We start from the raw sequence: 26,285 nt of genomic DNA on the forward strand, positions 1-26,285 counted from the left end.
AAGGATAGGGGGAGAGAAAGTGATTATTGATAAGATTTTAAATAATAATGTAGCTGTTATAAGAGATAAAAATGATATTGAAGAAATTGTGATGGGACGGGGAATTGCTTTTAAGAAACGACCAGGGGATCAAATAGATGAAAGTATGATTGATAAAGTTTTTAAATTAAGTACAAAAGAAATGAATACTATATTTAAAGAATTATTGGTTAATATTCCAATGGAACATGTAAAGCTTTCTGATCAAATTATAAGTGATGCTAAGATCAATTTAGGTAAAGAATTAAATGATTATATTTATATTTCATTGAGTGATCATATTTCAACGGCTATTGATCGTGCTCAAAATAACATTTTTATTCAAAATTCGATTTATTGGGAAATTAAACGTTTTTATCCTGATGAGTTTATGATAGGACAGCATGCCATTGAGCTGATAGAAAAAGAAACAAGTATAGTACTCCCTAAAGATGAGGCTGCTTTTATTGCTTTACATTTTATTAATGCACAGCTTGATCAACCCAATCCTGAAATTTCAAAGATGGCTAAGTTAATTTCTGAAATCGAGACAATCATTAAGCATACGTTTCGATTAGAATTGAATGAAGATTCCGTTTATTATTATCGCTTGATTACTCATTTAAAGTTTTTTGCTTCTCGATTATTCGCTGAAAAAACCTACAATGATCAACAAAGTGGAGATTTATTAGAAGTCGTTAAAATTAAATATCGTAATGCTTTTGAATGCGTCAATAAAATTACAATTTATATTAAAGAGAAGTATGGTTATGATTTAAGTGATGAAGAAATCTTATATTTAACAATACATATTGCACGTATTGTGAGTGAATCACAAAAATCATAATGTTTGCTTTACATGAGAGGGGGTGATTTCATAAATACCTAGTAAGCATTAGTGGATGGTGACATTAAGTTGGCCAAACCTTCATTTTAGAATTTATTTCAAATAATGGAGGAGTTAGTATGGGAAAATATGAATCATTAGCAAAAGAAATTATTAAGTATGTCGGTGGATCAGATAATATTATTAGTCTCGTTCATTGTGTGACAAGATTACGTTTTCAATTAAAAGACGAGTCAAAGGCACAGGATGAAGTTTTAAAAAATATGTCTGGTGTTGTGACAGTAATGAAAAGTAATGGTCAATATCAAGTCGTGATTGGGAATCATGTTCCTGAAGTGTATGCAGATGTATGCAAATTAGCAGGAATCACAAGTGGGACTCAAGAAGTAACCAAAAAGATGTCTATGAAGGATAAAGTATTAGATACTATCTCAGGAATTTTTGCACCGATTTTAGGAGTACTCTGTGCAAGTGGGATGATTAAAGGATTTTTAGCTTTATTTTTATTCTTAGGCATTGTTTCAGAAACAAGCGGAATCTATATGTTAGTCGATGGAATTGGAGATGCGTTATTTTACTTCTTCCCGATTGTATTAGGTTATACATCTGCTGTTAAGTTTGGGATGACCCCATTTTTAGGAATGGTTATTGGAGCTGCACTGATTTATCCAACGTTACAAGGTGTTGATCTTGAAGTGTTTGGATTAACGATTAACGCAACCTATACGTCAACCGTGTTACCGATTCTTTTAACGAATATTTTAGCAGCTTATTTATATAAAGCTCTAAATAAAGTTATACCGACTGTGATCAAGGCATTTGTTGTTCCAATGTTTGTCTTATTAATTGCGGTTCCAATTGGATACTTAGTGATTGGACCAGTTGCTAATGTGATTTCAGATGGACTTGCTAATGTGATTATGGGTATTTATGGATTCAATCCAGTTTTAGCGGGAATTATAGTTGGTTTCTTATGGCAGTTCCTGGTAATATTTGGTGTTCATATGGGATTAGTTGCTGTGGGGATCATTCAGTTTATGAGTGGACAACCAACACCAATTTTCTCATTAATGTTTGTTCCATCATTTGCTCAAACAGCTGTTGTATTTGCGATGTGGTTGAAAACAAAAGATAAAAAATTAAAAGAAGTTGCTTTACCTGCTTGGATTTCAGGAATTTTTGGAGTAACAGAACCAGCTATTTATGGGGTAACGTTACCTCGAATTAAATATTTTATTATTTCATGTATCGGAGCGGGACTTGGGGCTGCTTATATTGGATTTAAAGATCTATTAACTTATCAAATGGCTGGTTTAGGTATTTTTGGATTCCCTGGATTTATTAATCTTGATGGAGATACAGCCTCAATTATGATGCATGTTTGTATTGCCTTAGTCATTGCGATTGGTTTTTCATTTACAGCAACTTTTATCTTATTTAAAGACGATAAAAACGAAAAAAATGATGAAGTTTTAGAATCCACTCGAATGGGACAAGAGGAGTTAATGAGCCCAATTAAAGGACAAACTATCGCATTAACAGATTTAAAAGATGAAGCGTTTAATTCAGGAATTTTAGGAAAAGGAATCGGAATTATTCCAACAGAAGGAAAAGTAGTCGCTCCGTTTGATGGAACGGTTGTTACGTTATTTCCAACTAAACATGCGATTGGATTAGTATCAGAAAATGGTTGTGAAATGTTGATTCATGTAGGTGTCGATACGGTTCGCTTAAACGGAGAGCATTTCGAAGCTTTTGTTAAACAAGGAGATGTTGTTAAGAAAGGACAATTACTACTTACCTTTGATATAGCAGCGATTCAAGACGAGGGATATTGTTTAGAAACACCGGTTATTATTACTAACTCTAATGATTATACAGATGTTATTGAAACACAAGATCAAGAAATTAAACCAACAGATAAACTACTAACAGTTATCTTATAATAGGGGGAGTCAAACATGAGTTTTCCAAAAGGATTTTTATGGGGAGGCGCAACAGCAGCCAATCAATGTGAAGGTGCTTATCAAGAAGGTGGACGTGGATTAGCAAATGGAGATGTTTTACCAGCAGGAAAGGATCGTTTTCCAGTTGGACTTGGAAAGTTAAAAATGTTAACGTGTGATGCAAATCACTATTATCCTGGTCATAAAGGGATTGATTTTTATCATCATTACAAGGAAGACATTAAATTGTTTAGTGAAATGGGATTTAAGACATTCAGATTATCTATCTCATGGAGCCGTATCTTCCCAAATGGAGATGACCAAACACCAAATGAGGAAGGATTACAATTTTATGAAGATGTATTTAAAGAGTGTCAACGCTATGGAATAGAGCCATTAGTCACAATTACACATTTTGATGTTCCTATGAATTTAGTCGAAAAATATGGTTCTTGGCGACATCGAAAAATGATTGATTTTTATTTAAACTATTGCGAAACCATTTTCAAAAGATATAAAGATTTAGTAAAATACTGGTTAACATTTAATGAAATTAATATGGTGTTACATTTACCTTTCGTTGCAGCGGGGCTTACTTTTGAAGAGGGAGATCATATTGAACAAATTAAATATACAGCGACTCATCATGAATTAGTGGCGAGTGCGTTAGCGACGAAATTAGCTCATGAAATTATGCCTGAATGTCAGGTAGGATGTATGTTAGCAGCTGGAAATACGTATGCGAATACACCGAATCCAAAAGACGTTTGGCAGTCAATGGAGAAAGATCGAGAAAATTATTTCTTTATTGATGTTCAATCACGTGGAGCTTATCCAAACTATGCATTAAAAGAATTAGAGAGAAAAGGGATTAACATCCCGTTTGAAGAAGGGGATCAAGATATTTTAAAACAGCATACGGTAGATTTCATCGCCTTCTCTTATTATTCATCACGTTTAACAAGTGCCGATCCAGAAGTGAATAAAATGACACAAGGAAATGTGTTCGCCACGTTACGTAATCCTTATTTAGAGGCGAGTGAATGGGGATGGCAGATTGATGCACTAGGCTTTAGAATTACAATGAATAGCTTATACGATCGTTATCAGAAGCCATTATTTGTTGTCGAGAATGGATTAGGTGCTGTTGATGTTGTCACTGAACAAGGCACAGTTGAAGATGATTATCGTATTGAGTATTTAAGAGAACATATTAAAGCGATGAAAGATGCGATTGAATTAGATGGCGTTGAAGTCATGGGATATACGCCATGGGGATGTATTGATCTTGTGAGTGCAAGTACAGGAGAAATGAAAAAACGCTATGGATTTATTTATGTTGATTTAGATAATGACGGAAATGGAACAATGAAACGATTGAAGAAAAAATCATTTAATTGGTATAAAGAAGTGATTGCTTCAAATGGTGAGGTATTATAAAAAAAGCTCGTAAGGAATTAATCTGTACCCTTTGTCAAGGACAAAGAAAAAAAACCTAAGCAACTTGAAGCTGATTTCTGTATCCTACAGGAGTCAGCTTATTTAAATTCCATTGATATCTAAAGTTGTTATGGTAATCTATATAATCTTTAATTTCGATGAATAAATCATCAAATGACATTTGATTCGTAATCTCTGCTTCATCTTTTAAATGCCCAAAAAATGATTCTTGTGGAGCGTTATCCCAACAATTACCCTTTCTTGACATGGATTGTTGAATTCCTAATTCTTTTACTTGATTTGAAAATTGTGGACTAGTATAGTGTACTCCCTGATCGGAGTGAATGATCGTTTCTTTCATTAATTGGACAGTCGGATTTTCTTGAAGTTTTTTCAGTGTTTGAAGCACAAAATCTATCTTTAAATGATCACTTAATTGAAAGGCTAAAACTTCATTCGTTGCACTATCTAAAATGGTAGAGAGATAGGCAGTCTGACCCTTTCCATATTTTAAATAAGTGATATCGGTTAATAGAACTTTGTAAGGTTCTGATGGTCTAAACTTACGGTTAACAAGATTTGGACAAACGCGATGTGCTTGCGTAGCTTTAGCGAGTTTACGATAGGGATTACTTCGACGAACTTTACTCAACAATCCATATTTTTTCATGATGCGATGAATAGATTTTAGGTTAAAGGAGATGTTGAATTCTCCTTTAAGAACCATCGCTACTTGGCGAATTCCTTTGTTCTTTCGTCCTTTGAAATGAATGGCTTGTTGAATCACTTCTAAACGTTGTTGTTCGTCTTTTAGTCGCTTTAAGCGTGCTTTTTCAGCGCATGACGAAAAATAACGATAATAACCTGATCTTGAAACACCAAGACTATCGCATAAATGAGAAATTAAAGAGTTAAATTTAGTTGATGTCTGGCTCACCACTTGATGAATCATTTGAAACCTTACTTCTTTAGAGACTATTCTAGCATTTTTCTCACGAGTCTCAACTTTTTTAATAATTCGTTCTCAATCCTTAAAACTTCTAATTCGGCTTGCGTACGTAACAACTGTTCTTCTATCGTTAACTCTCGCTTTAGAGGTCTTCCAGAATTGGTAGTACGACTATCATCCAATCCTAATGGCCCCTGAGTTTTAAAGGCTTGTTTCCAACGTTTAGCTGCAGAATTCACACGCTGCATACCAAGCATCTCAACATTGAATCCATAGTATTCGAATATCTCTCGAGGAAAATTTCCTTTCTCGCTCATCGCAATAAAGTTTTCCTTAAATTCTTTTGTATAAGTAATCCCTTTTTCAGACACTGACTTAACATAATCGTTTTGTTTGAGTTGTTCAATCTCTTGCGGTGTAAATAACTTCTTGCTCATCTGAAATCCTCCTAAAATCTAATAGTTTATATGATAGCAAAAAGACCCTAGAGGGTAGACTTTTTTTACTTGTCTACTCTCTAGGGTACATTTTAAATATTCCTTACGAGCTTTTTTTATAAATAGAGTTACTTAGAAAGTTTGTTTAATGCTTTTGAGGTTGTTTCATAGTCATTTAAGATTTCAGTTAATCGATCAATAATGAATGGATCTGCTTTTAAGTCTTTACATGTTTGTAAAACTTTTGTTCCTTGATCTTTTCCCATATTAACGGCCTTAATCGCACGTTCTAATACTTCTTGATCCGTATCAACAAAGATATCTTTTACTTTTTCAAACATACTAGCAAGTTCTCCTGCGATTCCGAGTGAATCATCAGCTTCTCCTCCTAGTTTTTTAATAGCTGCAGCTGTTTTTTCTTCGTGTGATTTAAAAATAGATATAATTTTATTTAACTCTTGTTTAAGTTCAGGTGTTTGTGCTTTTTCTTCATATTGTTTAAACGTATCTACACCCATTTTAGTTCCCTTTAAGAATTTATTTAATTCTTTGATAATTTCTTGATTATTTTCCATATGAACCACCTTTTTAATTAAGATATCATCTATAGTATTCGTCAAATAAGAAGATTAATTCTTTATTTAACCCTTGTTTAAATTCAGATGCCTGTGTTTTTTGTTCGTATGGTTTAAATGTATCTAAGATTCATTTAGTTTGCTTTAATTCTTTAATCGTTTTTTGATCATTTTTCATATGGACCACCTTTTCATTTAAGAACTTCTGTATAGTATTCGTCAAATAAAAACATTAATGCTGTCATTTGGTGATGAAGTAGAATCATAAATTTCATGAAAATAGATATAGATTAAGTTTATTGCTAGAAAATGTTACAGCTGGACTAGTAGTATATTCATTTTCGTTGAAAAGGGGATCTAATTTTTAGATTTTTTAAAAGAGATTATTTTTATTAGATTGTATTAATTTGTATGAAAATGTCTTTATATAGAGTTAATGATAAGATTTTTTATCAAAATTTTATACAAAAATGAAGATGGAAATTTAGGTGGTAAAAGACATTTTATTGATCAAAAGGAAATCGTTCTTTATTTTGCGAAATTAAAAACATTGTTCATAGAAATACGTATAAATATAGAGGGGGAATCCAAAGAGAAGAGGTCATAAAATGGAGTTGATGTTAGAAGTTATTTCACGTGTTATATTAGTCTCATATTTTTTCATCTTGCTGATGCTAGCAAGTCAACACATAAAGTTTAGATTATTGCCTAATTCAAAATATGTGATTTACTGCAATTATGTTAATGAAAAAAATAGAAGCCAGGCTGAAAGTCAAATGCAGTACTATGAGTTTATTGTTAAGGGAATGCTAATTCAATTAGCAGGTTTACTATGGGCAAGCTTTATTGTGCATCAGCTTTGGTTTACAATCATCAGTATGATTGCAGCCATTTGCGTCTTAATTGAGTCTTTATCTGTTAACTGGATCTTTCCAACCCGTATGGAACGGAAAGACTGGATTTTATTATATATGAAACGAATAGTTGGAATAATCGGTGATGCGTATCTTGTGATGACTTTAATCGCACTTTGTTTCATCTATTAATTAAGAAATCGTAGCTAGATCTTTAGCTACGATTTTTTTTTGTGTTAAATGAAAACCACTTGCTATGCGGGTGGTTCCGGAAAGCTTTTAGCGTGGTAATCAAAGGGTACTTAGAGTAAAAAGTAGACGAATATTAAGAGAAGTGAGATAAGAGGTAGAATGTAATTATAAAAGAAGATTTCACTTTATTTAGAAAGTAAGGCTAAAGGTGACAAGATAATTCGTGTAAAAATTCGATAAGCTGCTAGTAAAGAGATAGGAAAGAGGTAACTGGTCTGATGACGCTTGAATGAGTGGTTGCTGAAAAACAAGATGAAGAGAGTAAGCAAGAAATCCTTTGAGGATTAATAAGTGAATGTGGTGCAGAAGTTAAGGACTTCAGGAGGCCTTTCAGGCCTAGGCCGGCAATAGAGGCTTTCAGCCGCAGAGAAAACCACCAGTTCGCACTGGTGGTTATATTTAATTTTAATGATTTACCAGTGTATCAGTTTTAAATTAAGTCAGAAAAGATACAAAAAAAGAAGAATTATGTCTTATTTTCTGTATCAGTTCATTCATAAGACTAAAAAAGGGTGTAAAAGAGGGAGAATCAATAGTTTTTAGCTAAGAATAGATCATTAACTATCTAAAAAAGTCTATACAAAAGGGATTAGATACTAGGAAGTTGGCCTGTGGATAGACGAAGTGTACTAAAAAAGAGGCTTGCGAGAATTGAAAAATAATGTATTAAAATGATACACTTCTATAGAAAAAATGTATCATTTTTTATATAATAGATACATAGAGTTAAAGAGTTTAATGTATCATTTAGGTGTCATGATTCACCAGAATAAGAGATGCCTTTTTATAGATAGATTTTTAAACTATAAAAGATGAATGAAATAAGCTTTTTCATAAAAAAAAGCCCGTTTGGGCTACATGGGTTATGATTCAAGATTTTAATAAAACGAAAGTTGATGACTAGAGGTTGAGTTGACTAAAGGAGATTAAACGTGCGAGAGTTTTGTGTCAAATGTCAAAAAGAAGTGGAATATAAAGTCTTAAAAAACTGGCGTCAAAAAATAGTCAAAGGATTTGAGGTTGAGTTTGAAAAGCAAGAAGCTATTTGTAATGAATGCCAACATTTAATATTTGTTGATACTATTCATGAACAAAACAGTGAAAATGCTAAAAAAGCTTATCAGGAAAAAGTTTCTCATGAAACGATCACGATTATCGAATCGATTATGTCTAAGTATAATATTGGAAAAAGACCTTTATCTTTGTTACTAGATTGGGGAGAATTAACCATTACTAGATACTTAAAAGGGATGCCGCCTAAAAAAGAATACTTAGATGTTTTGAAGAAAGTTAATGACGATCCTAAGTTATTTGATGACATCTTACAAAAAAATCACCAGAAGCTAACAAAGATTGCTTATGAAAAATGTATGACTCAGCTCAAACAGTTAGGGTTAAGCGATCAATATGAAGATGAAATTATTCAAACACCCGTTATAACTGATGAAGAAACGTTGAATGCTAATTTAGAAGATCATCATGATTTTACTTTCGATATAGCCTCTACTGATGAGCAGGAGAATCATTTAGAGTACAATGACTTAAATCAAAAAGATAAGATTTTTGATGTCGTGAATTATATTTTATCTTTAAGTGACGATCTAACACCGTTAGCACTGCAAAAAATTCTTTATTATGCGCAAGCCTTTTTTAAAGTTTTTTATGGTTATCATTTATTTGAAAACCATTGTGAAGCTTGGGATCACGGTCCTGTTTATCCAGAAATTTATCATAAATTTCAAAGTTATGATGATATGAATCCAAAAATTGGACATTGTTCATTAAACGAAGAAGAGCGATTTTTTATTGAGTTAATCATGAGATATTTTGGATGTTATAGTGGAAAATCTTTAGAACGTATGACACATTGTGAAAAACCGTGGCGAGAAACGAGAAAAAGTCTCGCTTCATCTCAAACTAGTAGAAAAATCATGGATCAACATTTAATTGAAAGTTATTTCAACGAAGTCTCTAAAAAATACAACATGCTAAGTATCACAGATATTGTTGATTATTCAACCGCCTTGTTTACTCGAGTGTTATAGATGAAAAGAGAGGAAGAGCAGCCTCTCTTTTAAAACAGGATTATTAGAAATGAACAAGTTAAAAAGTAAAATATACAAATAATAGATTGTTTATAATAACTATCAATAAAAAGATGGATATATAAGCAATAAAAAAGCAACTATTGCATTAATAGTTGCTTTTTATCTATTCCTGTTCAAAAATCATATTAAGTGTTTTACCCATTTTCTCGATTAGATGAACAACTAGGGCATTTCCCATTGTAAAGTAGCGGAATTTTTCAGGCATTCCTGTGTCTGTCCAGTTATCAGGAAACCCATTTAAACGTTCTGCTTCAACAGGTGTTAAGAAACGAAGTTTTCCAGTTACTTTATCACTAACAACATGAGTGGAACGATTAACACTTGCTTCACTTGTGAGCATTGTACGTCCTGGTAGGCTTAAGTCATCAGGAAAAGTCATTCCTCCCTCAGAAAAGATGTATGAGAATCCTTCCTTCGATGTTCTTTCAATGCGTTTAGGACCTTTTAAGTAATTAAATTTTTCGATTTGTTGTGGTGTCAAGAAATAACGGTCATCAACACGTCCAGTTTCAAGAATTTCTCCAAGGGTCACCTGATGTCCTGTATAATCAGGAAGTGTTTCTTCTGTGTAAATCACACCATTGTGCATAACACCACTATTTCTAAATGACAAAGCAAAATTATCTGAGATATCAGCAACATCTTTAATTTCTTCAGTTAAAAATGTTTTATCATAAACAGGCTTATGTTTTGACTCGTAATCATTTTGAATCGGAAATTCATTTTGGAAGAATCCTCTTGTATGTAACCAATCTTTTAAATTATCTTGTTCTTCTGTTAAATTTGATGTCTTTGAATAATTAGTATCATTTTTAAATGCAAAAATAAATACGCGACGACGACGCTGTGCAAATCCGTATTCTGCGGCATTAATAATACGCCATTCAACTGTATACCCTAATTGATAGAGTGAATATAACATAACACCAAAGTCACGACCTCTTTGTTTAGATGGTGATTTTAATAAGCGATCGACATTTTCCAATAATAAAAATGATGGTTTTTTTTCTTTAGCAATGCGATAAATTTCCCACCAAAGTACTCCTTTTTTCCCTTCTAGTCCCGTTGCACCAGTTCTAGCAACTGAGTAATCTTGGCAAGGGAATCCACCAACTAGTAAACTATGAGAAGGAATTTCATGAGCCTCTACTGTTGAAATATCCGTATTAAGTTGTAATTCAGTAATTGAATCTTTTCCTTCTAACTCACTATGTTTATCAAAACGCTTTGAATAGCAATCAAAAGCATGTTGTACCTTTTTTCCTGGTTCCCATTGATTAGCCATTACAAAATTCCAATCAGAATTTGCATTAGTTAATCCAATACGGAATCCACCAACACCAGCAAATAGTTCTACGACTGTTTTTTCCATATCGTTTGGGGCCTCCTCCTAAAATCTAAGACTATAAAACTTAGAACATTAGTTCTATTATAATATAGTTTGGACGAAAGATCAACAGAATTTTCATCAAAATAAAATGGAAATATATTTTTTTCTATTTTATTTTTTATAGTAGAAGCTTAGGATGTATCTGACTTAATATGTAATCATTATTTAACCAGAAGCTTTGAGTAGTCATCCATTGTCCGTCAGGTAATGGATTAGCGTGTTTATGAATATCTCCTATCATAACCCCATTGGAGAATAGGTATGCACTCTTTTGAGCATGAGGTCTTATATGAATTACTTTATTAGCATGTTTTTTAGGAAGATTATTGGAATAACTTATCTTTCCGTTTTTATCGATTTTTGGAGTAAACTGAAGACCATTTAAGATAGTATTTCTAACATTAGTCCAACCATTATAAACGTCTTTAACTAAATCCGAATAAGGAATGTGCCAAAGTTGACTACCTTTTAAAATGTAATCATCATTATTTTTTTTAAAGATAACAAAAAGGAATTTGGTTTGATCAAGATAATTAAATAAAGAAGATTCTTCCCATTCTTCATTTATTAAATCTAGAAACTTAAAAGTAGGAAGTGGAGAACTTTCAATGATATGATTGTTTTGTTCGATTCTTAAGGCACGAACAACAATTCCGGCTTTTTGGAATTCTTCCGCTTTATTAGATTTGATTCCTAGCATACGATAACTTAAGTCACTCCATTGAGCCTTGTTATTATTATACTTTCTTTCAAATAGAGTACATAGTTCTTTGTCTGATTTCCCTGAATAACTATTGATTTTTGATATGATGTAGTCTTCAAATGAGATTTCTTTAAGAATATCGGGGTTTTTAATGATAGGCTCATAAGTTGTGACATTAGGTGCGATATAGGTATTTAATATATAAGTCATATACGATGTTTTAAAAGAAAATGCTCGGGGTTTTGCTGGAATATCTGAATAGGGTTGTTTTCTTTGGTTAGCAGATGATGCTGATTTGGTAGCTGCTCCCAGATACATTGTATCCCCTTCAGATAGTTCATGAGCTTTACCAAATTTAATTTTATTGACAATGGTTTCGTAATCTTTTCTTATAATCTCCAAATCTTCTCTTGGTGGAGTGAAAAGTTTAGCAAAGTGAATTTCATAGTCTAAACGATTAGTAATTTCTTTTGAGTATAAGTAATAAATAAGAAGAATTAATTTGGATTTATGCCAAACATGACTATCTTCAAATGATTCATTTACAACTTTAAAATAATCGATCATTGTTAGGATTAATCGCTCTTTTGCAGCTAATGAACCATTCTTATTAATTTTATATGGAGATACTTTTAGCTCGACTCCAGCTTGATCAAAGTCAGCGCTGGAATCGTTGTTACATTTGTATTGAAAAAAACATTCTTCAACTAATTCACCTAATCCACCTTTTCTTTTTTTATTTTCATGACTACTACCATATTCAACTGTATCTTCTATAATGGTATTGTTACTAGTAGTTAGAATATTTAAAAATGTTTTACCGATTAACTTCTGAGCATAATTTTCAATACTAATTGGACATGTCTCATCATATGGTAACTTTCTCATAAAAATCTCTCCTTGTTGTCCTTTTTATCTATTATACAATATAGAAGATTGTTGAAAGTAGTCCTCAAAAATAAAGTATAAAAAAGAAAAGTTTGAGAATATTATAATTAAATGTTAATGTAGGTGAATTTAGGTGAAATAATGAAGAGGTTATGGTTTTTTGTAGCGGGATTTTTGTTGATTAACTTAATGGGGTGTCAGTTTACAAAAGAGATAACTGAGACTGAATTATTTCCAGTTTTGAAACAATTTCTTACGATTGTTCATGAAGTCGAACATTATAGCAAGACGGAAAGAGATGATTTTATTCATCAGTCTTTATCTATGTCTCAGTCCTCTACACAAAATCCATTGTTTGATTATTTAAAAGATGATCATGAATCAATTGGATTTACTGAAACGGGGCCGTTTGCTGATGATTCTGAAAATTCTATAAATACATTGACCGTTAAATATAATTTTTCACCGTCCTCTAAATCTGTGTCACTCATGCTTGCCTATCGCTTTAATTCAAAAGAAGTCCCAGATGATTTTCAACTAGCATTACAAACAAATAATTTAGAAGATAACGCTCAGTTATCAACGATTTTTAATTTGAAAAATAATTTAATTGGAGATGTTTTTGAACAGATTATTTTATTGTTTTCAAATGATACAGAGATCGAAACGACTGAACTTATGAAGATATTACAAACAGTTGAGATATCGTATGAAGAACATGAAAGTGAAATGAAGCAAATTTATTCTCTTCATGATGGAACAAATGTGTTAACTATCTCTTATGATCCACAAACTAAGTTCATTGACTTAGTGACTTATGATACTCAAGGGTTTCAAAAGAGTCTTTACTTTAGTGATGGACAACGTATTTTATCCATTAAAATGAGCCATCTAAGTCAAACTAAATTTGAAAATGAGATTTATGAAAACTTAGTGACATATTTAAGTGAGAAAATGATATTAGAGTAAGATAAGCTAAAAAGGTACTCTCTTTAACGGAGAATACCTTTTTTTATTTTTTTAATAATAAGTGTTAAAAGATAATTGGATATGAAGTAGATGAGTGCGCCAAGTATTCCACAAATAGCTATTTCAGTAAAGGCGTATAGACGATCACTTAATGCAAAAGACGCGAGTTTATATTTAATTAAAATAACACTGATACTCATGAGCAGACATGAAAGAAGAATGGGAATGGAGTTGATCATTAGGTTTTTTAGCTTGAAAGTTGAATGTTTTTTTATTTGCAGATAACTTAGATAAATCCAAGTGCCGTAGGCAATCATGGTGGAATAAATAAAGCCATTAATTCCAAAGAAGGGAACGAGTAGTTGATTAAAAATAAACTTAATTAAAATAGAAATGAATAGATAGATAATTCCTTTCTTTTGTAAGTTCATACCTTGTAAAATCGAGCAGACGATACTATAAAGAGCATAAAGAATTCCAAGCCAAGCACCGACTTGAAAAAGTTGTCCACCTAAAATGTTGAGCTCTTGAGTCGATGGATAAAGTAAAAGATACACTGAATGAGAAAGAAGACTTATTCCGATAACTGCAGGTAATGTAATAAATAATGTGAGACGAAGGGCAAGTTGAATCGTTTTTCCAACGGTTTGATGTTTATTTTGTTGATAATAATTAGTCAACTCAGGAACAAGGGGTTGTCCAAATGCAAGGGCGAATGAGACAGGAATCATAATCAACTTAGCTAATTCTGTCATGTACATTCCATAGTAAGATTTTTGAGTCGTAACCGCCATTCCAGATTTAGTGAGTAGTTGATGAAAGTGAAGTGTATCGACATTTTGATATAAAGATGTTGCTAAACCAAGAAAGGCAAATGGAACAGAACAGTAAATCACTTCACTAACGAGTGTATTTAATTTTCGTTTAGGATGTGGCACGCTTTGTAAGAGTAATTCATTATATTTAGGTAATTCTTTTTGCCAATAATACATCAGACAGGCAAATGAGGCCATCCCCGATAAAAAAGCAGCAAATACAGATAAAGAGACGGCTTCCTGATAGCTCCGATTTTTTATTTTAATAATCCAAAACGATCCTATTAAAATAATCATTACGCGTACAACTTGTTCTAAAAGTTGAGAAATAGAAGTGGGAATCATGTTGCGATTTCCTTGAAAAAATCCTCGAAAAATGGACATGACGGGAATAACGGTTAACGCAATACTACAAACCTGAATCATATGAACAATATCGGGTCCATCTTGAACTAAAGCTTTAATTTCATTGGGATCATTTAAAAGAGAAGTCGCATTAGTTAAAATGTAGTTCACGTAAATAGGGGCAAAGAAATACATCATTAAAAATCCGATAAACCCTAAAACAATCATAGCAAGGACACAGTATCGAAATGTTTTTCGTGCGGTGTCATATTCACCACTTGCTTGATATTTAGATACAAACTTAGCCATTCCAACGGGGATTCCAAGTGTAGATAAACTGATAAATAGACTGTATAAAGTGTAGGCATAACCATAAAGTGTTTGGCCTTGTTCCCCTACAAGAGCTTTAAATGGAATGGTATAAACGATTCCGAGAATTTTTGTTAAAAATAGACTGAGACTTAAAATCATGGCTCCTTTAATAAAGTTTTGACTCACCTGTTCATTCCCCCTTTAAACAATATCTAGTTTGTATTATGACGATCCTTATAAATCTTAAACAAATTATTCCAAAAAAGAGAAAACTATTTTAAAAGATTTAAAGTCATGCAAGAAGCAGTCTATTTTCATGATAAAGGATTTTTTAGGGTTTAAGATAGTTTTTTAAATGCGCTTAATCATATACTGTTATTACTAGGATTCATGACTAAGGAGATGAAGTTATGAAAAAGATTTTTATTTGTTTACTTTTAATTGTTGCTTTAGTGATTGCTTCGGCAAAGGAACAATCAAATTTACCTACTTTAACGGTGATTGCTAATCAAGTAGAAGAAGAGGCGACTCATTGTGGATATAGACTCATGCACAAAGATCATTTATTTCAAAAAACAGTTAGTATAGCTGATTGTATTGGGATTAATGAAGTAGTCAATCAAATAGAAGAAGTTAAAGTTTCACGGAATACAGCTGTTGAGTTATCTTTTGATGAGACGATGGATCAATTAGTCATTTTAGATTGGCAGCAAGACGTTAAGTTAAAAACATCAAATGTACTTATCGCTCCTGAAGAGTTAGGCACGTATGTTTATGTTGTGACCGCTTATTGGGGAGAAAATGAAGCAACTTATGTTATTAAACTGCTCGTTGAATAAATTTAGTTTTTAATAGAAAACAAAAAGATGTCATAGTATAATGATTAGTAATCGATAAGTAGGGGGGGAAGAGATGAACTGGATTAGGGTGCTGATTATTTTGTTATTTGTTGCAGGTGGTTTATGGATCTTTACTCCTGGAGCTCATCAACCAGTAGAAGTTACTCAAATGGAAATCGGATTTTTAAATGGTGAAGAATTTGAATGGTTATCTGTCATAACTGATGATACAGGTGAACCAAAAAAACAGATAAATGAAGTTCTTGAGATAGTGGAATCAGCTACGCTTTTATCTGGAATCAGTTGCTTTTCTGAATTACCAGATATTCAAATCATTATTTTTGATGTGAATAAGAGCCAATACTTAGTTGATGGATGTGTTTATTTAACAGAAACAGGTGGAATTTATGAGGATCGTGAAGGAAATGAACAAAAACAACTTTCAATGAGTGATATTGCATATTTACAAGGACTTCGTTAGAAAAGTTTGAACAATTTATAAATAAAAGGCAGCCTTAAATTAGGCTGCTTTTTACGATTTTTGATGATTGGTTATTAAAGAAAAGTCATTTTTTAAGGCCTGTAAAAATTTTTGTGATGCTTTGGATAAAACTTGATTTTTTTTCCATACAACACTGAGCTTAGATTCAAGTGGAGGAAATAATGGTTTAAAGCACAATTGACAATCGCCTGTCGTATTAACCAGTTTATCTAAACATAAAGCATAGCCCATTCCTTCTTCTACCATTAATGAAGCGTTGAAGATAAGATTATAGGTTGCTATAATATTGAGATTTTTGGAGCTTTCTGTTAACCAATTAGAAATAGCTTCATCAACAAGACTTTGTCGTGAAATGATTAAGGGAATATGTTTTAGATCTTTTGGTTTAATCGTTTGTTTAGAAGCGAGATTGCTATCTTTGCGCATTAAAAGACCCCAAGTGTCCGTCGTTGGAATTTGAAGATGTTCATATTTATATAAGTCCAGATAAGTTTTTCATATCGGAAAACTTTTAGCTGGACTATAGTCTGCCTCAGTATTAAAGTAATTGTTCAACTAAGACTGACATACAATGATGAAATACATTTCTGTTTTTATATAGTTAAGTCAGTTGGTTCAATTAAAATACCAAAATCAAGCAGACCTTTATCTAAGCGTTCAGTAACATCATCGGCATTTCCGCTAAAGATGTGATATTTAATATTTGGATATTTTCTTTGAAGATGTTGAGCTGTTTTAGCGATCAGTCTTATTGCATCTGTTTCACCACCACCAATATAAATATCTCCATTAATGATTGTATCGGAATGATTGAGTTCTTGTTCTGTTTTATCAACGAGAGTCATGATTTCTTCTGCTCGTTTACATAACAGCTTTCCTTCATCTGTTAATTGAACTTTACGATTTCCACGGATAAAAAGTTTAATACCTAATTCATTTTCAAGATCCATTAACTGTCTAGATAGCGTAGGTTGAGTTAGATGTAAAACATTTGCTGCCTTAGAAATATTTTCTTCTTTGGCAACTGTTAAAAAATATTTTAAAGTTCTAAGTTCCATCTGTTACGTCCTCCTATATTTTTCTATTCTATCAATAAACTATGCTTTTTAGGTATACTTTACTATTAATTATAAGTATTAGCTATATATGAGACTTTATATTACATTAATAAGTGAAGAAAACGATCATGAAAATGATTCAGAGGAGGAATAACGATGGGTTATCAGTTCTTTACCCCTACGCGAGTTTTATTTGGAGTCGGTACACTTGGACAACTTCATGAACAAACGATGCCGGGGAAAAAGGCATTACTAATTATTTCAAATGGAAAATCAGCAATTGAAAATGGATATTTAAGTAGAACGGAAGCTGAGCTTCAAAAAGCTGGTGTAGAGTGGGTGATCTTTAATCAAGTTGAAGCTAATCCACTAAAATCAACGGTGATGGCTGGAGCAAATGTCGCTAGAGAAAATGAATGTGATTTTATTGTTGCTCTTGGGGGTGGAAGCGTCATGGATGCTTCAAAAGCAATTGCAACAATGGCTACAAATTCAGGTGATGTTTGGGATTATATAAGTGGTGGAACAGGAAAAGGGCAACCGATTAAAGTGGATCCGTTACCGATTATTTGTATTACGACGACAGCGGGAACAGGATCAGAAGTTGATCAATGGGGCGTTATAACAAATGACAAAACGAATGAAAAGATTGGGTTCGGTGGCGACGATCGATTATTTCCTGTCTTAGCAATTGTGGATCCTGAGTTAATGTTATCTGTTCCACCGAAGTATACGGCTTATCAAGGATTTGATGCTTTGTTTCATTCAACAGAAGTTTATATTAGTAAGTTTGCCAATGAGATGAGTGATATGATCGCATTAAAAGCCATTGAAAATGTAGCGAAATATTTAGTAAGAGCCGTTAAAAATGGAAATGATCTAGAAGCACGTACAGGAATGGCGTTTGCAAATACACTATCTGGTCATGCAATGGTTGTCAGTGTCACAACGGCTGAACATTCATTAGAACATGCCATGAGTGCTTATCATCCCAACTTACCTCATGGTGCAGGTTTAATTATGATTTCAAAAGCTTTTTATGAGTTTTTTATTGAAAAACATGCCTGTGATGAACGTTTTATTCAAATGGCACAAGCTATGGGAATGAAAGATGCTAATAAACCAGAGGATTTTATTACAGCACTTGTTAACTTACAAAAACAGTGTGGTGTTGATCAACTTAAAATGAGTGATTATGGGATTACTCCTGATGAATTTGATACTTTAGCTACGAATGCAAGAGAAACAATGGGAGGCTTATTTGCTGCTAATCCATGTGAGATGACACATGAAGATTGTGTTTCTGTATTCGAAAAATCTTATTCTTAATTTCATGAGGAGGAAAGATGAGATGACACTAGATGAATTTTTAGTTCATGTTAATGAGAAAAAACCTTTAATTGGAGGTTCAGAGATTCATGAGTTTATGGTAAAGATGAGTCAAGAAGCAAGAAAGATTACAACAGAACTGAATACAAGTTATCATGAACCAGAGGAAATTTGTAATCTATTTTCAAAGCTCACTGGAAAGACTATTGATTCTTCATTTATGATGTTTCCACCGTTTTATACGGACTTTGGGAAGAATATTACAATTGGAAAATCTGTTTTTATCAATAGTAGCTGTCATTTTCAAGATCAAGGTGGAATTGTGATTGGGGATTATACTCAAATTGGACATAATGTGATACTGGCAACACTTAATCATGATTTAAGACCTGAACATCGTGGAACTACGATACCTGCGCCTATTGTGATTGGTGAAAATGTTTGGATTGGGGCTCATGCGACAGTGATTCCAGGCGTAACGATTGGAAATAATGCAGTTATTGCAGCGGGAGCAGTGGTTACAAAAGATGTTCCTGAAAATGCTGTAGTCGGGGGAAATCCAGCGCGAATCATTAAAATGATTGAAGCTAAATAAAAATAAGGTCCCATGATTGGGACCTTATTTTTATGATACGTTATAAGTTAATAACACATTGATCACATGTTTCACAGGTGAGAATGACAGTGTCATGAAGTTGAATCGTTGTTTCACCTTTAGGTGTGATATTAGTTCCATCTTGACGCTTAATTAAAATAATAAGTGATTGAGATGGAAGGTTTAAGTCTTTAAGTGTTTTTCCTAACCAAGGATGAGTCTGATGATCGACATAAATTTCAGTTAAGGTGAGATCAGGATTTTCTTCATAACTTGTGCCACTAATAACGACTTCATCACCCGGTAAGATTAAAGTATTACCATTTGGAATTAATGTTTGTTCATTTCGCCGAAGCATTAGAATTAAGGTATCATTCAAATGAAGATCATGAATTTTTTGATTCGCCCAACTATGGGAAGTTGTGATGAGGATTTTAATGAGTGGCAAATGTTCTTCCTCTTGATAGTCGGTAAAGGTTTTAAGGACGTTATCATTATCATCAATCATATTAAGCTTTCGAGCGACTGTTGGTAAAAGTGTTCCCTGTACAGCAACGGACATTAGACAGATGCAAAAGCTAATGTGAAAGATATCATAGGATGTCTCGTTCGTATTTAACACGACTAAAATCGCAAAAACGATGGATGCGGCTCCTCGTAAACCAGACCAAGATAAAAGAAGTTTTTGGGGAATGGTATATTTACACGATGGTAATAGAAAAAATATTGCAAGTGGACGAGCGATAAAGGTTAGCCAAATAAAAATTCCAAATGAAGGTAATAAAATAGAGGACATTTGTGACGGGAACGATAAAAGCCCAAGAATAAAGAAAATTAAAATTTGGGCAAGCCCCGTTAGTCCATCAAAAAAGTGAACAAGAGTAACCTTATTCGAAATGGAATGATTTCCGATGATAATTCCTGTTAAATAAGTTGCTAAATAACCATTTCCCCCCATCAGAGTTGGAAGAGCAAATGAGAGAATCGCAATCGCAAGAACAAAAATGGTTTCTAATCCATCGACCATAAAATTAATCTTTTTCAAAATTAGGCTTGTTCCTAATCCAATGACAATTCCAAATACTGTTCCGTAGCCAACCTGTGCTAGTAAAAGAAAAGGAATTTCACTGAGTTGAGCACTTTCATTCATTAAATCGATTAAAATAAGTGTTAACATGTAAGCGACTGGATCATTACTTCCACTTTCAAGCTCTAAAAGAGAAGCTGTTCCATTTTTTAGGTTAAGTTTTTTAGAACGTAAAATAGAAAAGACAGAGGCAGCATCAGTTGAACTAATCACGGATCCAATGAGTAAACTTTCTATCCAGTCAAGTTGTAAGACGAAGTGGCAAAACAGTCCGGTAATAACCGCAGTCAAGATTACCCCAAGTGTTGACAATAATAAAGCGGGTTTTAGAACAGGTTTTGCCATTTTCCAGTTAGTACCGAATCCCCCGTAAAAAATAATGAAAATCAATGTAATGGTACAGACCTGTTCAGTTAAATGATAATTATTAAAATAGACTTTAAAAACCCCATCTGATCCCATTAACATTCCAAGAAGAATAAAAAGTAGTAATGAAGGAACACCAAGCTTATGAGTGATCTTACTAAGTAAGATACAGATAATTAAAATAACAGCAAATATCAGTAACGTTAAAGTCATTAAAGACCTCCTTTCAAAATTAAAAATAAAAAAGAAATTAGTTTTCATGTCAAATTCATCATTACTCAAATAACTTTTGGTAAAAAAATGAACTTGACTTTAGGGGATTTCTTCTTTCATCTTAACATGAAATGACGATTAAGTTAATATAATATACTGAATTGGGGGGATAGAAATGAAAAAAGCAAAGATTATCTCAATAATCAACTACAAAGGAGGCGTTGGAAAGACGGTCAGTGCCTTTAATATTGCAGCGGGACTTAACTTTTTAAATCAAAATAAAGTACTACTCATTGATTTAGACCCACAATGTTCGTTGAGTCGAGCGTGCATGAGAGCTTATACGAATAGTTATCAGCGATCGGGAATCAGCAATTTAACAGAAGTAGAAACGATTAATCATGTATTTCGGACCAATTTGAATGAAGATATTATCGATTTTAATTATAAAATAGATTTAAATAAATTAATTAAGAAAGATTTTTATACAGGAAATCACTTGAAGTTAAAGGGATGCGACTTTATACCAGCGTCAATGTATATGGCAACAACAAAAGGATATATTCGAGGATTAGATGAGCTTGAAGGAGATATTCGTTGTAAGTATAGTTATGATTCACATGCTCAATTAAAGCAAACAACTATTTTATCTAGGTTTATTAAAGAGTATGAACTTGAAACGCAATACGATTTTATTATCTTTGACTGCCCACCTTCAAATAACATCATTACACAAAATGCTTTATTAGTTTCTGATTATTATTTAGTACCGGCAGTGATGGATGATATGGGAAGTCAAGGTGTTGATCATGTGACTAATATTATTGAAAATACGTTTATTAATAGTATTTTAAATGAATATGAAACAATGATTCAGTTATCACCTGACAGCTCCTATTTATCATTATTAAAAAAAGGGAGACCACAGTTACTAGGAATTTTTGAAACGTTGAAAAAGTCAGGATCAAATACAGATTCAGCAAGGGAAAAACTGAATAAAAAATATTCAAATAAATTATTTAATTCAATTATCTATAATCAGATTGATGTTTCACGTGCTATTGATATGGGAGAATGTTGTTTTACAAGTAGTAATAATAAGCTAAAGAATGCAACTAATGTCTCGTATGGAAGTCTTGTGTTTGAAATATTGGATCGCTTAGGTATTAAAAAATCACCTAATGCTAGAAATATAACAGATGTTTTATAAGGAGAATTGAAATGAAAAAAATAATTAATGCTCTTAAAACATATCAACAGATTCACAAGATGATTAGTGGTGATTTTTGTAAAGAAGTTGAACAGTTTATTCATTATTTAAAACCTTATGAAAAATTAAGTATTGAAGATTTTTTTCAACAATTATCTAAACAAGAAACTAATCCGAAAAAACCGAATAAAAAACCTAATATTAAAATATTAGGAAAATGTTATTATAATTATTTGTATTCTAATCATGAAATGACAGAGGAGTTAAAAGCTTTTTTAGAGATGAATCAAAAAGAACGATTTACTCAAGCTTTAACTACTCATCTAGAAGAGGCTTACAGTATCATCGAGCAGATTGATTTGAAGAAACTAAAGGTGGATCAATTAAAGTTTTTAGGATATGCGTTACTGGATGAGGAGTTAAGAGGAAAAAATAAAGTGGAGCAAAGAAAGTATTTATTACAAAACTTATGGAAAGTTATTGAAACTCAAAAAATGAATGAGATTTATGAAAGAGCCTTATAGAATCTAGGGGGATGTTAGGTGAAAATCTTGTTGAGTGTTTTAATCTGTTTATGTTTAGGAGGGTGTATGAATCCTCAAAATGTCGCAATTGATGAATATGATACAACTTTATTAGCAAGTGATTTTGGTGGAGATGAGGCATATAAGATAGGAGTGAGTATTGAGGGGAAACCTGTATTTATTGATCCAGATGCGGCTTTTGATCAAGTCACTCAGGATTACAAAGAGGGGTTTAAAGCGATTCAAGAGGAGTATTATTTATTTCCAATTACGAAGCTAAATTGGCGTTCTTATGGCTATTATGGTTGGCAGTTAAGTCATGAAGATGAGACGATTATTGATCAAGGTTATGAGATTTCACGTTTTTTTGAAATTTATAAAAATAGCTTTTAAAGGTAAACTCCTAGTCATAGGGTTTTTTAATTTTTAAAAGGTGATTGTTTCTCAAATTAATCAGATGATTCAATAAATGAATGTCACAAAAGAGATAGTTACTTTTTTTGTCGACTGACTTCTATTCTTTCATTTGCTTTCTATAATTAAATGAGAGAGTGAAAGGAGAATAGATATGGGAATAAAAGAAAAAATGGTCACCATGCCACTCATTAAACATCCGATGTTATATTTTTTTATGGTTATGGGATTTTTATCGATTTTAACAACACCAATTTTGTCATTTACTTCTCGACCTGATTTAGTTTTATTAGTCTATTTAGGATTATTTTTATTATTTTCGGTGACTGTTGGATTTGAAGAAATTGGTCCATTTTATAATAAATCATCGGGAATAATTAATTTAATTGGGATGACAGGAACGGTTTATATTACTTGTATTTTAGTGGAGAATCTAACAGGCTATTTTTTAGCAGCGAATGATCCTCAATTACTTGACCAATACTCATATGAGCTTTCATGGCAATATGTTTTAAATCATTTTTCTCGTTATTGCTTAGTTGGAATTGGAGAAGAGTTATTTAAGTTTTGTGTGTTTTTATTTGTTTATTGGTTTGGGGTAAAGATCAGTGGTAAAAAGCTCATTTCTTGTATCATTTCAGTTTTATTAACGAGTTTATTATTTGGGTTATTGCATGTGAATTATAATTATAGTCAGTGGTTAAATATTACCTTAATTATTGGAATGAGTTCTGTCGTTTATTTTTACTTTCTATTTAAGTATCAAACGATTCTTCCATTAATGATTGCTCATGGATTACAAGATTTTATTGTTTCTTTAGAGTTAACACAAGAGTTAGAAGGGATTCATTTTCAATTTTTAATGTTATTAATAGGAGTTTGGCTAATCAGCCGATTTGGATTTGGAATGAAAATTAAGATGCAAAGATGACGTTGTCATCTTTTTTTGTATGCTTTTTCGTATTTTTAGCTTTTAATTTAAGTTTGATTTAAGATAGGTCGTTTATGATAACTACCGAATCTAGGAAATTAATAGTTAATTGGCAAGGAGGATATGTAGATGTATTTATTGAAAAATGCATGGAAGAGTCTCACCCGTTCAGTGGGGAGAAATATTTTAATTGGTCTGATTGTTTTAGTTATTTCAGTTTCTTGTTGTATTGGACTTTCAATTCGTCAGGCTGCAGAGCAGGCAAGAGAACAGACGTTAGAGTCTTTGAGTGTGACGGCACAAATTACAGTGGATCGTCAATCGATGATGCAACAGTCAATGATGGGTGAAGGGGGATTTGATAAATCACAAATGATGAGTATTCCCAATTTAACGATTGAAGAAATGCAAACGTATGCCAAGGCATCAACGGTAAAATCTTTTTATTATACAGCTACCATTTCATTAAACGGAACAGATGAAGTTGAAGCTATTTCAAATTCCACTTCGACTGCGGATTCAAATATGATTCAAGGAGAAGGAATGCAAATGCCTCAAATGGAAAGTGGAAAAGGAGGCGGTTTTGCAAAAGGTGGAATGGGTGTTCAAGGAGATTTCACGATTATTGGTTATAGTTCAGATGAAGCCATGACAGATTTTTTAGCTGGAACCTCAACATTAACAGAGGGGCAAATGTTTGAAGAAGGAACTGAAGCGTTAGATTGTATTATTTCTGATGAATTAGCCACTTATAACAATTTAGTTGTTGGAGATACCATGACAGTTGTTAATCCGAATAATGAGGAAGAATCGTATACGTTATCCATTGTTGGAATTTATAACAACAGTCAATCGACTGCAACAAGTAGTGAAGTCATGCAAGGATTTTCTTCAGCAAATGATCCCGCAAACCGTATTTACATGAGCTATCATGCTGTTGAATTAATTTCAGAAGCTTCTTCACAAACAGCTGTTATTTCAACCGATGAAACAACAGGAATGGAAACGACAACAGCGATTCCATCTCAAGTTTCAGGAACTTATGTGTTTGCAGATGTTGAAAGTTATTATGCTTTTGAAGATGAGGTTCGTGAGTTAGGATTAGATGAGACTTATACCGTTTCTTCAGCTGACTTAACAAGATACGAACAAAGTTTATTACCGCTTGAAAATTTAAGTCAAATGGCAGGTTATTTCTTAGCGGTTGTCTTTGGAATTGGAGCGATTATTTTAGTCGTTTTAAATATTTTTAATGTTCGTGAACGTAAATATGAAATTGGTGTTTTAACGGCTATTGGAATGAAAAAATCAAAAGTAGCAGCACAATTTTTAGTTGAAAGTTTTGTGATTACGATTATTGCTTTATTAATTGGAGCAGGAATTGGAGCTGTTTCCTCTGTACCAGTGACAAATACATTGTTAGCTTCACAAATTGAAGCACAAAGTCATCAAATGATGCAGGCTGAATCTTCATTTGGACGTCCAACTGGAAACAAAGAGATGATCGGAGGAAAAGGTCAGCCTATGGCTAATATTGATTATATTTCGAGTGTGACATCGGCGACTGATTTTACCGTATTAATGCAGTTATTAGGAATCGGAATGATTTTAACATTAGCAGCTAGTGCAGTATCCATTATTTTTATTATGCGTTATGAACCGTTAAAAATCTTATCAAACCGTGATTAAGGAGTGAGGCGTATGTCAGTATTAAAGCTTGAAAATATTAGTTTTGCTTATGATAAAAAACCAATCTTTAAAGACTTAAATTTAGAATTTGAAAAAGGAAAAGTATATGCGATCATTGGGCGTTCAGGTACAGGAAAAACAACACTATTATCAGTTCTTTCAGGATTAGCTGCTCCAACGACGGGAAAGGTTTATTATGATGGGAAAGATATTGAAAAAATAAATAAGTATGATTTTCGTAGTCAGTATGTTGGCGTTGTGTTTCAAAGCTTTAACTTATTAACGAAATTCACAGCCTTTGAAAATGTGAGCTTGTCGATGGATATTGCAAAATTTCATGTCCCTGATAAAAAGAAGTATGTTTATGATCTATTAAACAGTGTCGGTTTAGATGAAGAAAAAGCGAACCGTCGTATTTTAAAATTATCAGGTGGACAGCAACAACGTGTAGCCATTGCTCGTGCTCTATCTTATCAACCAGAAATTATTTTAGCCGATGAACCAACTGGAAACTTAGACGGTGAAACAGAAGCTGAAATTATTAAAATTCTAAAAGGATTAGCGGCGCAAGGAAAATGTGTCATCTTAGTTACTCATACACCAGAAGTCGCTAAAGCAGCTGATCATGTGTATGATTTATCTAATTTAAAGAAAGTAAAATAGACTAAAAACCTTTCATC

The 26,285-nt window shown here is 32.6% G+C and carries 24 protein-coding genes; 16 read left to right on the forward strand and 8 right to left on the reverse strand.

From position 1 onward, the window contains the following. Positions 1–19 precede the first annotated feature (19 nt). The 3 genes from licT (at position 20) to JRC48_RS00170 (ending at position 4,251) form a co-directional block, all read left to right on the forward strand. The gene (gene licT, locus JRC48_RS00160; RefSeq protein ID WP_235069860.1) at positions 20–865 is read left to right on the forward strand and encodes a BglG family transcription antiterminator LicT; all 846 of its coding nucleotides are present in this window, start codon (positions 20–22) and stop codon (positions 863–865) included. Positions 866–984: 119 nt separating this feature from the next. Continuing rightward, positions 985–2,811, forward strand: coding sequence for a beta-glucoside-specific PTS transporter subunit IIABC (locus tag JRC48_RS00165; protein WP_235069861.1), 1,827 nt, complete (start codon positions 985–987; stop codon positions 2,809–2,811). Between the two features lie 15 nt (positions 2,812–2,826). Further along, positions 2,827–4,251 carry a 6-phospho-beta-glucosidase gene (locus JRC48_RS00170; RefSeq protein ID WP_235069862.1) on the forward strand — a complete coding sequence of 475 codons (1,425 nt, stop codon included), beginning with the start codon at positions 2,827–2,829 and terminating at the stop codon, positions 4,249–4,251. Between the two features lie 55 nt (positions 4,252–4,306). Here the strand turns inward: JRC48_RS00170 and JRC48_RS00175 are convergent. Next, positions 4,307–5,637, reverse strand: a protein-coding gene (locus JRC48_RS00175; RefSeq protein ID WP_370630373.1) for an IS3 family transposase whose coding sequence is annotated in 2 segments (ribosomal slippage) — positions 4,307–5,233 and positions 5,236–5,637 — 1,329 coding nt in all. Because the reading frame shifts where the segments join, the coding sequence is not laid out codon by codon here. Positions 5,638–5,765: 128 nt separating this feature from the next. After that, positions 5,766–6,212, reverse strand: coding sequence for a DUF2383 domain-containing protein (locus tag JRC48_RS00180; RefSeq protein ID WP_235069864.1), 447 nt, complete (start codon positions 6,210–6,212; stop codon positions 5,766–5,768). 608 nt (positions 6,213–6,820) lie between these two features. Here JRC48_RS00180 and JRC48_RS00185 point away from each other — a divergent pair. Together JRC48_RS00185 and JRC48_RS00190 are read left to right on the forward strand one after the other, a co-directional pair. Next, on the forward strand, positions 6,821–7,258 hold the full coding sequence (locus JRC48_RS00185; protein WP_235069865.1) for a hypothetical protein: 438 nt from the start codon (positions 6,821–6,823) through the stop codon (positions 7,256–7,258). A gap of 992 nt (positions 7,259–8,250) precedes the next feature. Beyond that, positions 8,251–9,363, forward strand: a complete 1,113-nt coding sequence (locus JRC48_RS00190; protein WP_235069866.1) for a type II toxin-antitoxin system antitoxin SocA domain-containing protein — start codon at positions 8,251–8,253, stop codon at positions 9,361–9,363. 166 nt (positions 9,364–9,529) lie between these two features. Here JRC48_RS00190 and dcm read toward each other — a convergent pair whose 3' ends face one another. Together dcm and JRC48_RS00200 are read right to left on the reverse strand one after the other, a co-directional pair. Then, complete coding sequence (gene dcm, locus JRC48_RS00195; protein WP_235069867.1) at positions 9,530–10,798, reverse strand: DNA (cytosine-5-)-methyltransferase; 1,269 nt, start codon at positions 10,796–10,798, stop codon at positions 9,530–9,532. Positions 10,799–10,934: 136 nt separating this feature from the next. After that, positions 10,935–12,407: a Sau3AI family type II restriction endonuclease gene (locus tag JRC48_RS00200; protein WP_235069868.1), complete on the reverse strand. Its 1,473-nt coding sequence runs from the start codon at positions 12,405–12,407 to the stop codon at positions 10,935–10,937. Between the two features lie 141 nt (positions 12,408–12,548). Here JRC48_RS00200 and JRC48_RS00205 point away from each other — a divergent pair, with 141 nt between their 5' ends. Next, on the forward strand, positions 12,549–13,376 hold the full coding sequence (locus JRC48_RS00205) for a hypothetical protein (RefSeq protein WP_235069869.1): 828 nt from the start codon (positions 12,549–12,551) through the stop codon (positions 13,374–13,376). 23 nt (positions 13,377–13,399) lie between these two features. Here JRC48_RS00205 and JRC48_RS00210 read toward each other — a convergent pair whose 3' ends face one another. Beyond that, a complete protein-coding gene (locus JRC48_RS00210) occupies positions 13,400–15,034 on the reverse strand; it encodes a polysaccharide biosynthesis protein (protein WP_235069870.1) in 1,635 nt (544 codons plus the stop codon). 224 nt (positions 15,035–15,258) lie between these two features. On the opposite strand from JRC48_RS00210, the gene JRC48_RS00215 reads away from it, so the two are divergent. Beyond that, positions 15,259–15,687, forward strand: a complete 429-nt coding sequence (locus JRC48_RS00215; protein ID WP_235069871.1) for a hypothetical protein — start codon at positions 15,259–15,261, stop codon at positions 15,685–15,687. A gap of 73 nt (positions 15,688–15,760) precedes the next feature. Further along, positions 15,761–16,168, forward strand: coding sequence for a hypothetical protein (locus JRC48_RS00220; protein ID WP_235069872.1), 408 nt, complete (start codon positions 15,761–15,763; stop codon positions 16,166–16,168). Between the two features lie 51 nt (positions 16,169–16,219). Here the strand turns inward: JRC48_RS00220 and JRC48_RS00225 are convergent, their stop codons facing one another. Both JRC48_RS00225 and JRC48_RS00230 read right to left on the reverse strand, forming a co-directional pair. Beyond that, complete coding sequence (locus tag JRC48_RS00225; RefSeq protein ID WP_235069873.1) at positions 16,220–16,615, reverse strand: LysR family transcriptional regulator substrate-binding protein; 396 nt, start codon at positions 16,613–16,615, stop codon at positions 16,220–16,222. Positions 16,616–16,782: 167 nt separating this feature from the next. Continuing rightward, positions 16,783–17,247, reverse strand: a complete 465-nt coding sequence (locus JRC48_RS00230; protein ID WP_235069874.1) for a LysR family transcriptional regulator — start codon at positions 17,245–17,247, stop codon at positions 16,783–16,785. 156 nt (positions 17,248–17,403) lie between these two features. Between JRC48_RS00230 and JRC48_RS00235 the strand changes: the two genes are divergently transcribed. Beyond that, positions 17,404–18,576 (forward strand): iron-containing alcohol dehydrogenase, encoded by a 1,173-nt coding sequence (locus tag JRC48_RS00235; RefSeq protein WP_235069875.1) that lies wholly within the window; start codon positions 17,404–17,406, stop codon positions 18,574–18,576. A gap of 22 nt (positions 18,577–18,598) precedes the next feature. After that, positions 18,599–19,171, forward strand: a complete 573-nt coding sequence (locus JRC48_RS12700; protein WP_304941321.1) for a sugar O-acetyltransferase — start codon at positions 18,599–18,601, stop codon at positions 19,169–19,171. Between the two features lie 40 nt (positions 19,172–19,211). On the opposite strand, the gene JRC48_RS00245 is transcribed toward JRC48_RS12700, so the two are convergent. Beyond that, the gene (locus JRC48_RS00245; RefSeq protein ID WP_235069876.1) at positions 19,212–20,837 is read right to left on the reverse strand and encodes a potassium/proton antiporter; all 1,626 of its coding nucleotides are present in this window, start codon (positions 20,835–20,837) and stop codon (positions 19,212–19,214) included. Positions 20,838–21,012: 175 nt separating this feature from the next. Here JRC48_RS00245 and JRC48_RS00250 point away from each other — a divergent pair, with 175 nt between their 5' ends. From JRC48_RS00250 to JRC48_RS00275, 6 genes are all read left to right on the forward strand, one after another. After that, on the forward strand, positions 21,013–22,047 hold the full coding sequence (locus JRC48_RS00250) for a ParA family protein (RefSeq protein WP_235069877.1): 1,035 nt from the start codon (positions 21,013–21,015) through the stop codon (positions 22,045–22,047). Positions 22,048–22,058: 11 nt separating this feature from the next. Then, entirely contained in the window at positions 22,059–22,571 is a 513-nt protein-coding gene (locus JRC48_RS00255) for a hypothetical protein (RefSeq protein ID WP_235069878.1), read from the forward strand. Positions 22,572–22,589: 18 nt separating this feature from the next. Next, a complete protein-coding gene (locus JRC48_RS00260) occupies positions 22,590–22,964 on the forward strand; it encodes a hypothetical protein (RefSeq protein WP_235069879.1) in 375 nt (124 codons plus the stop codon). A gap of 175 nt (positions 22,965–23,139) precedes the next feature. Beyond that, positions 23,140–23,916 (forward strand): type II CAAX prenyl endopeptidase Rce1 family protein, encoded by a 777-nt coding sequence (locus tag JRC48_RS00265; RefSeq protein ID WP_235069880.1) that lies wholly within the window; start codon positions 23,140–23,142, stop codon positions 23,914–23,916. 129 nt (positions 23,917–24,045) lie between these two features. Beyond that, positions 24,046–25,605: an ABC transporter permease gene (locus JRC48_RS00270; RefSeq protein WP_235069881.1), complete on the forward strand. Its 1,560-nt coding sequence runs from the start codon at positions 24,046–24,048 to the stop codon at positions 25,603–25,605. Positions 25,606–25,617: 12 nt separating this feature from the next. Continuing rightward, positions 25,618–26,268 (forward strand): ABC transporter ATP-binding protein, encoded by a 651-nt coding sequence (locus tag JRC48_RS00275; RefSeq protein ID WP_235069882.1) that lies wholly within the window; start codon positions 25,618–25,620, stop codon positions 26,266–26,268. Positions 26,269–26,285 lie beyond the last annotated feature (17 nt).

This window comes from Turicibacter sp. TJ11, from assembly GCF_021497505.1.
Taxonomy (GTDB): Bacteria; Bacillota_I; Bacilli_A; order MOL361; family Turicibacteraceae; genus Turicibacter.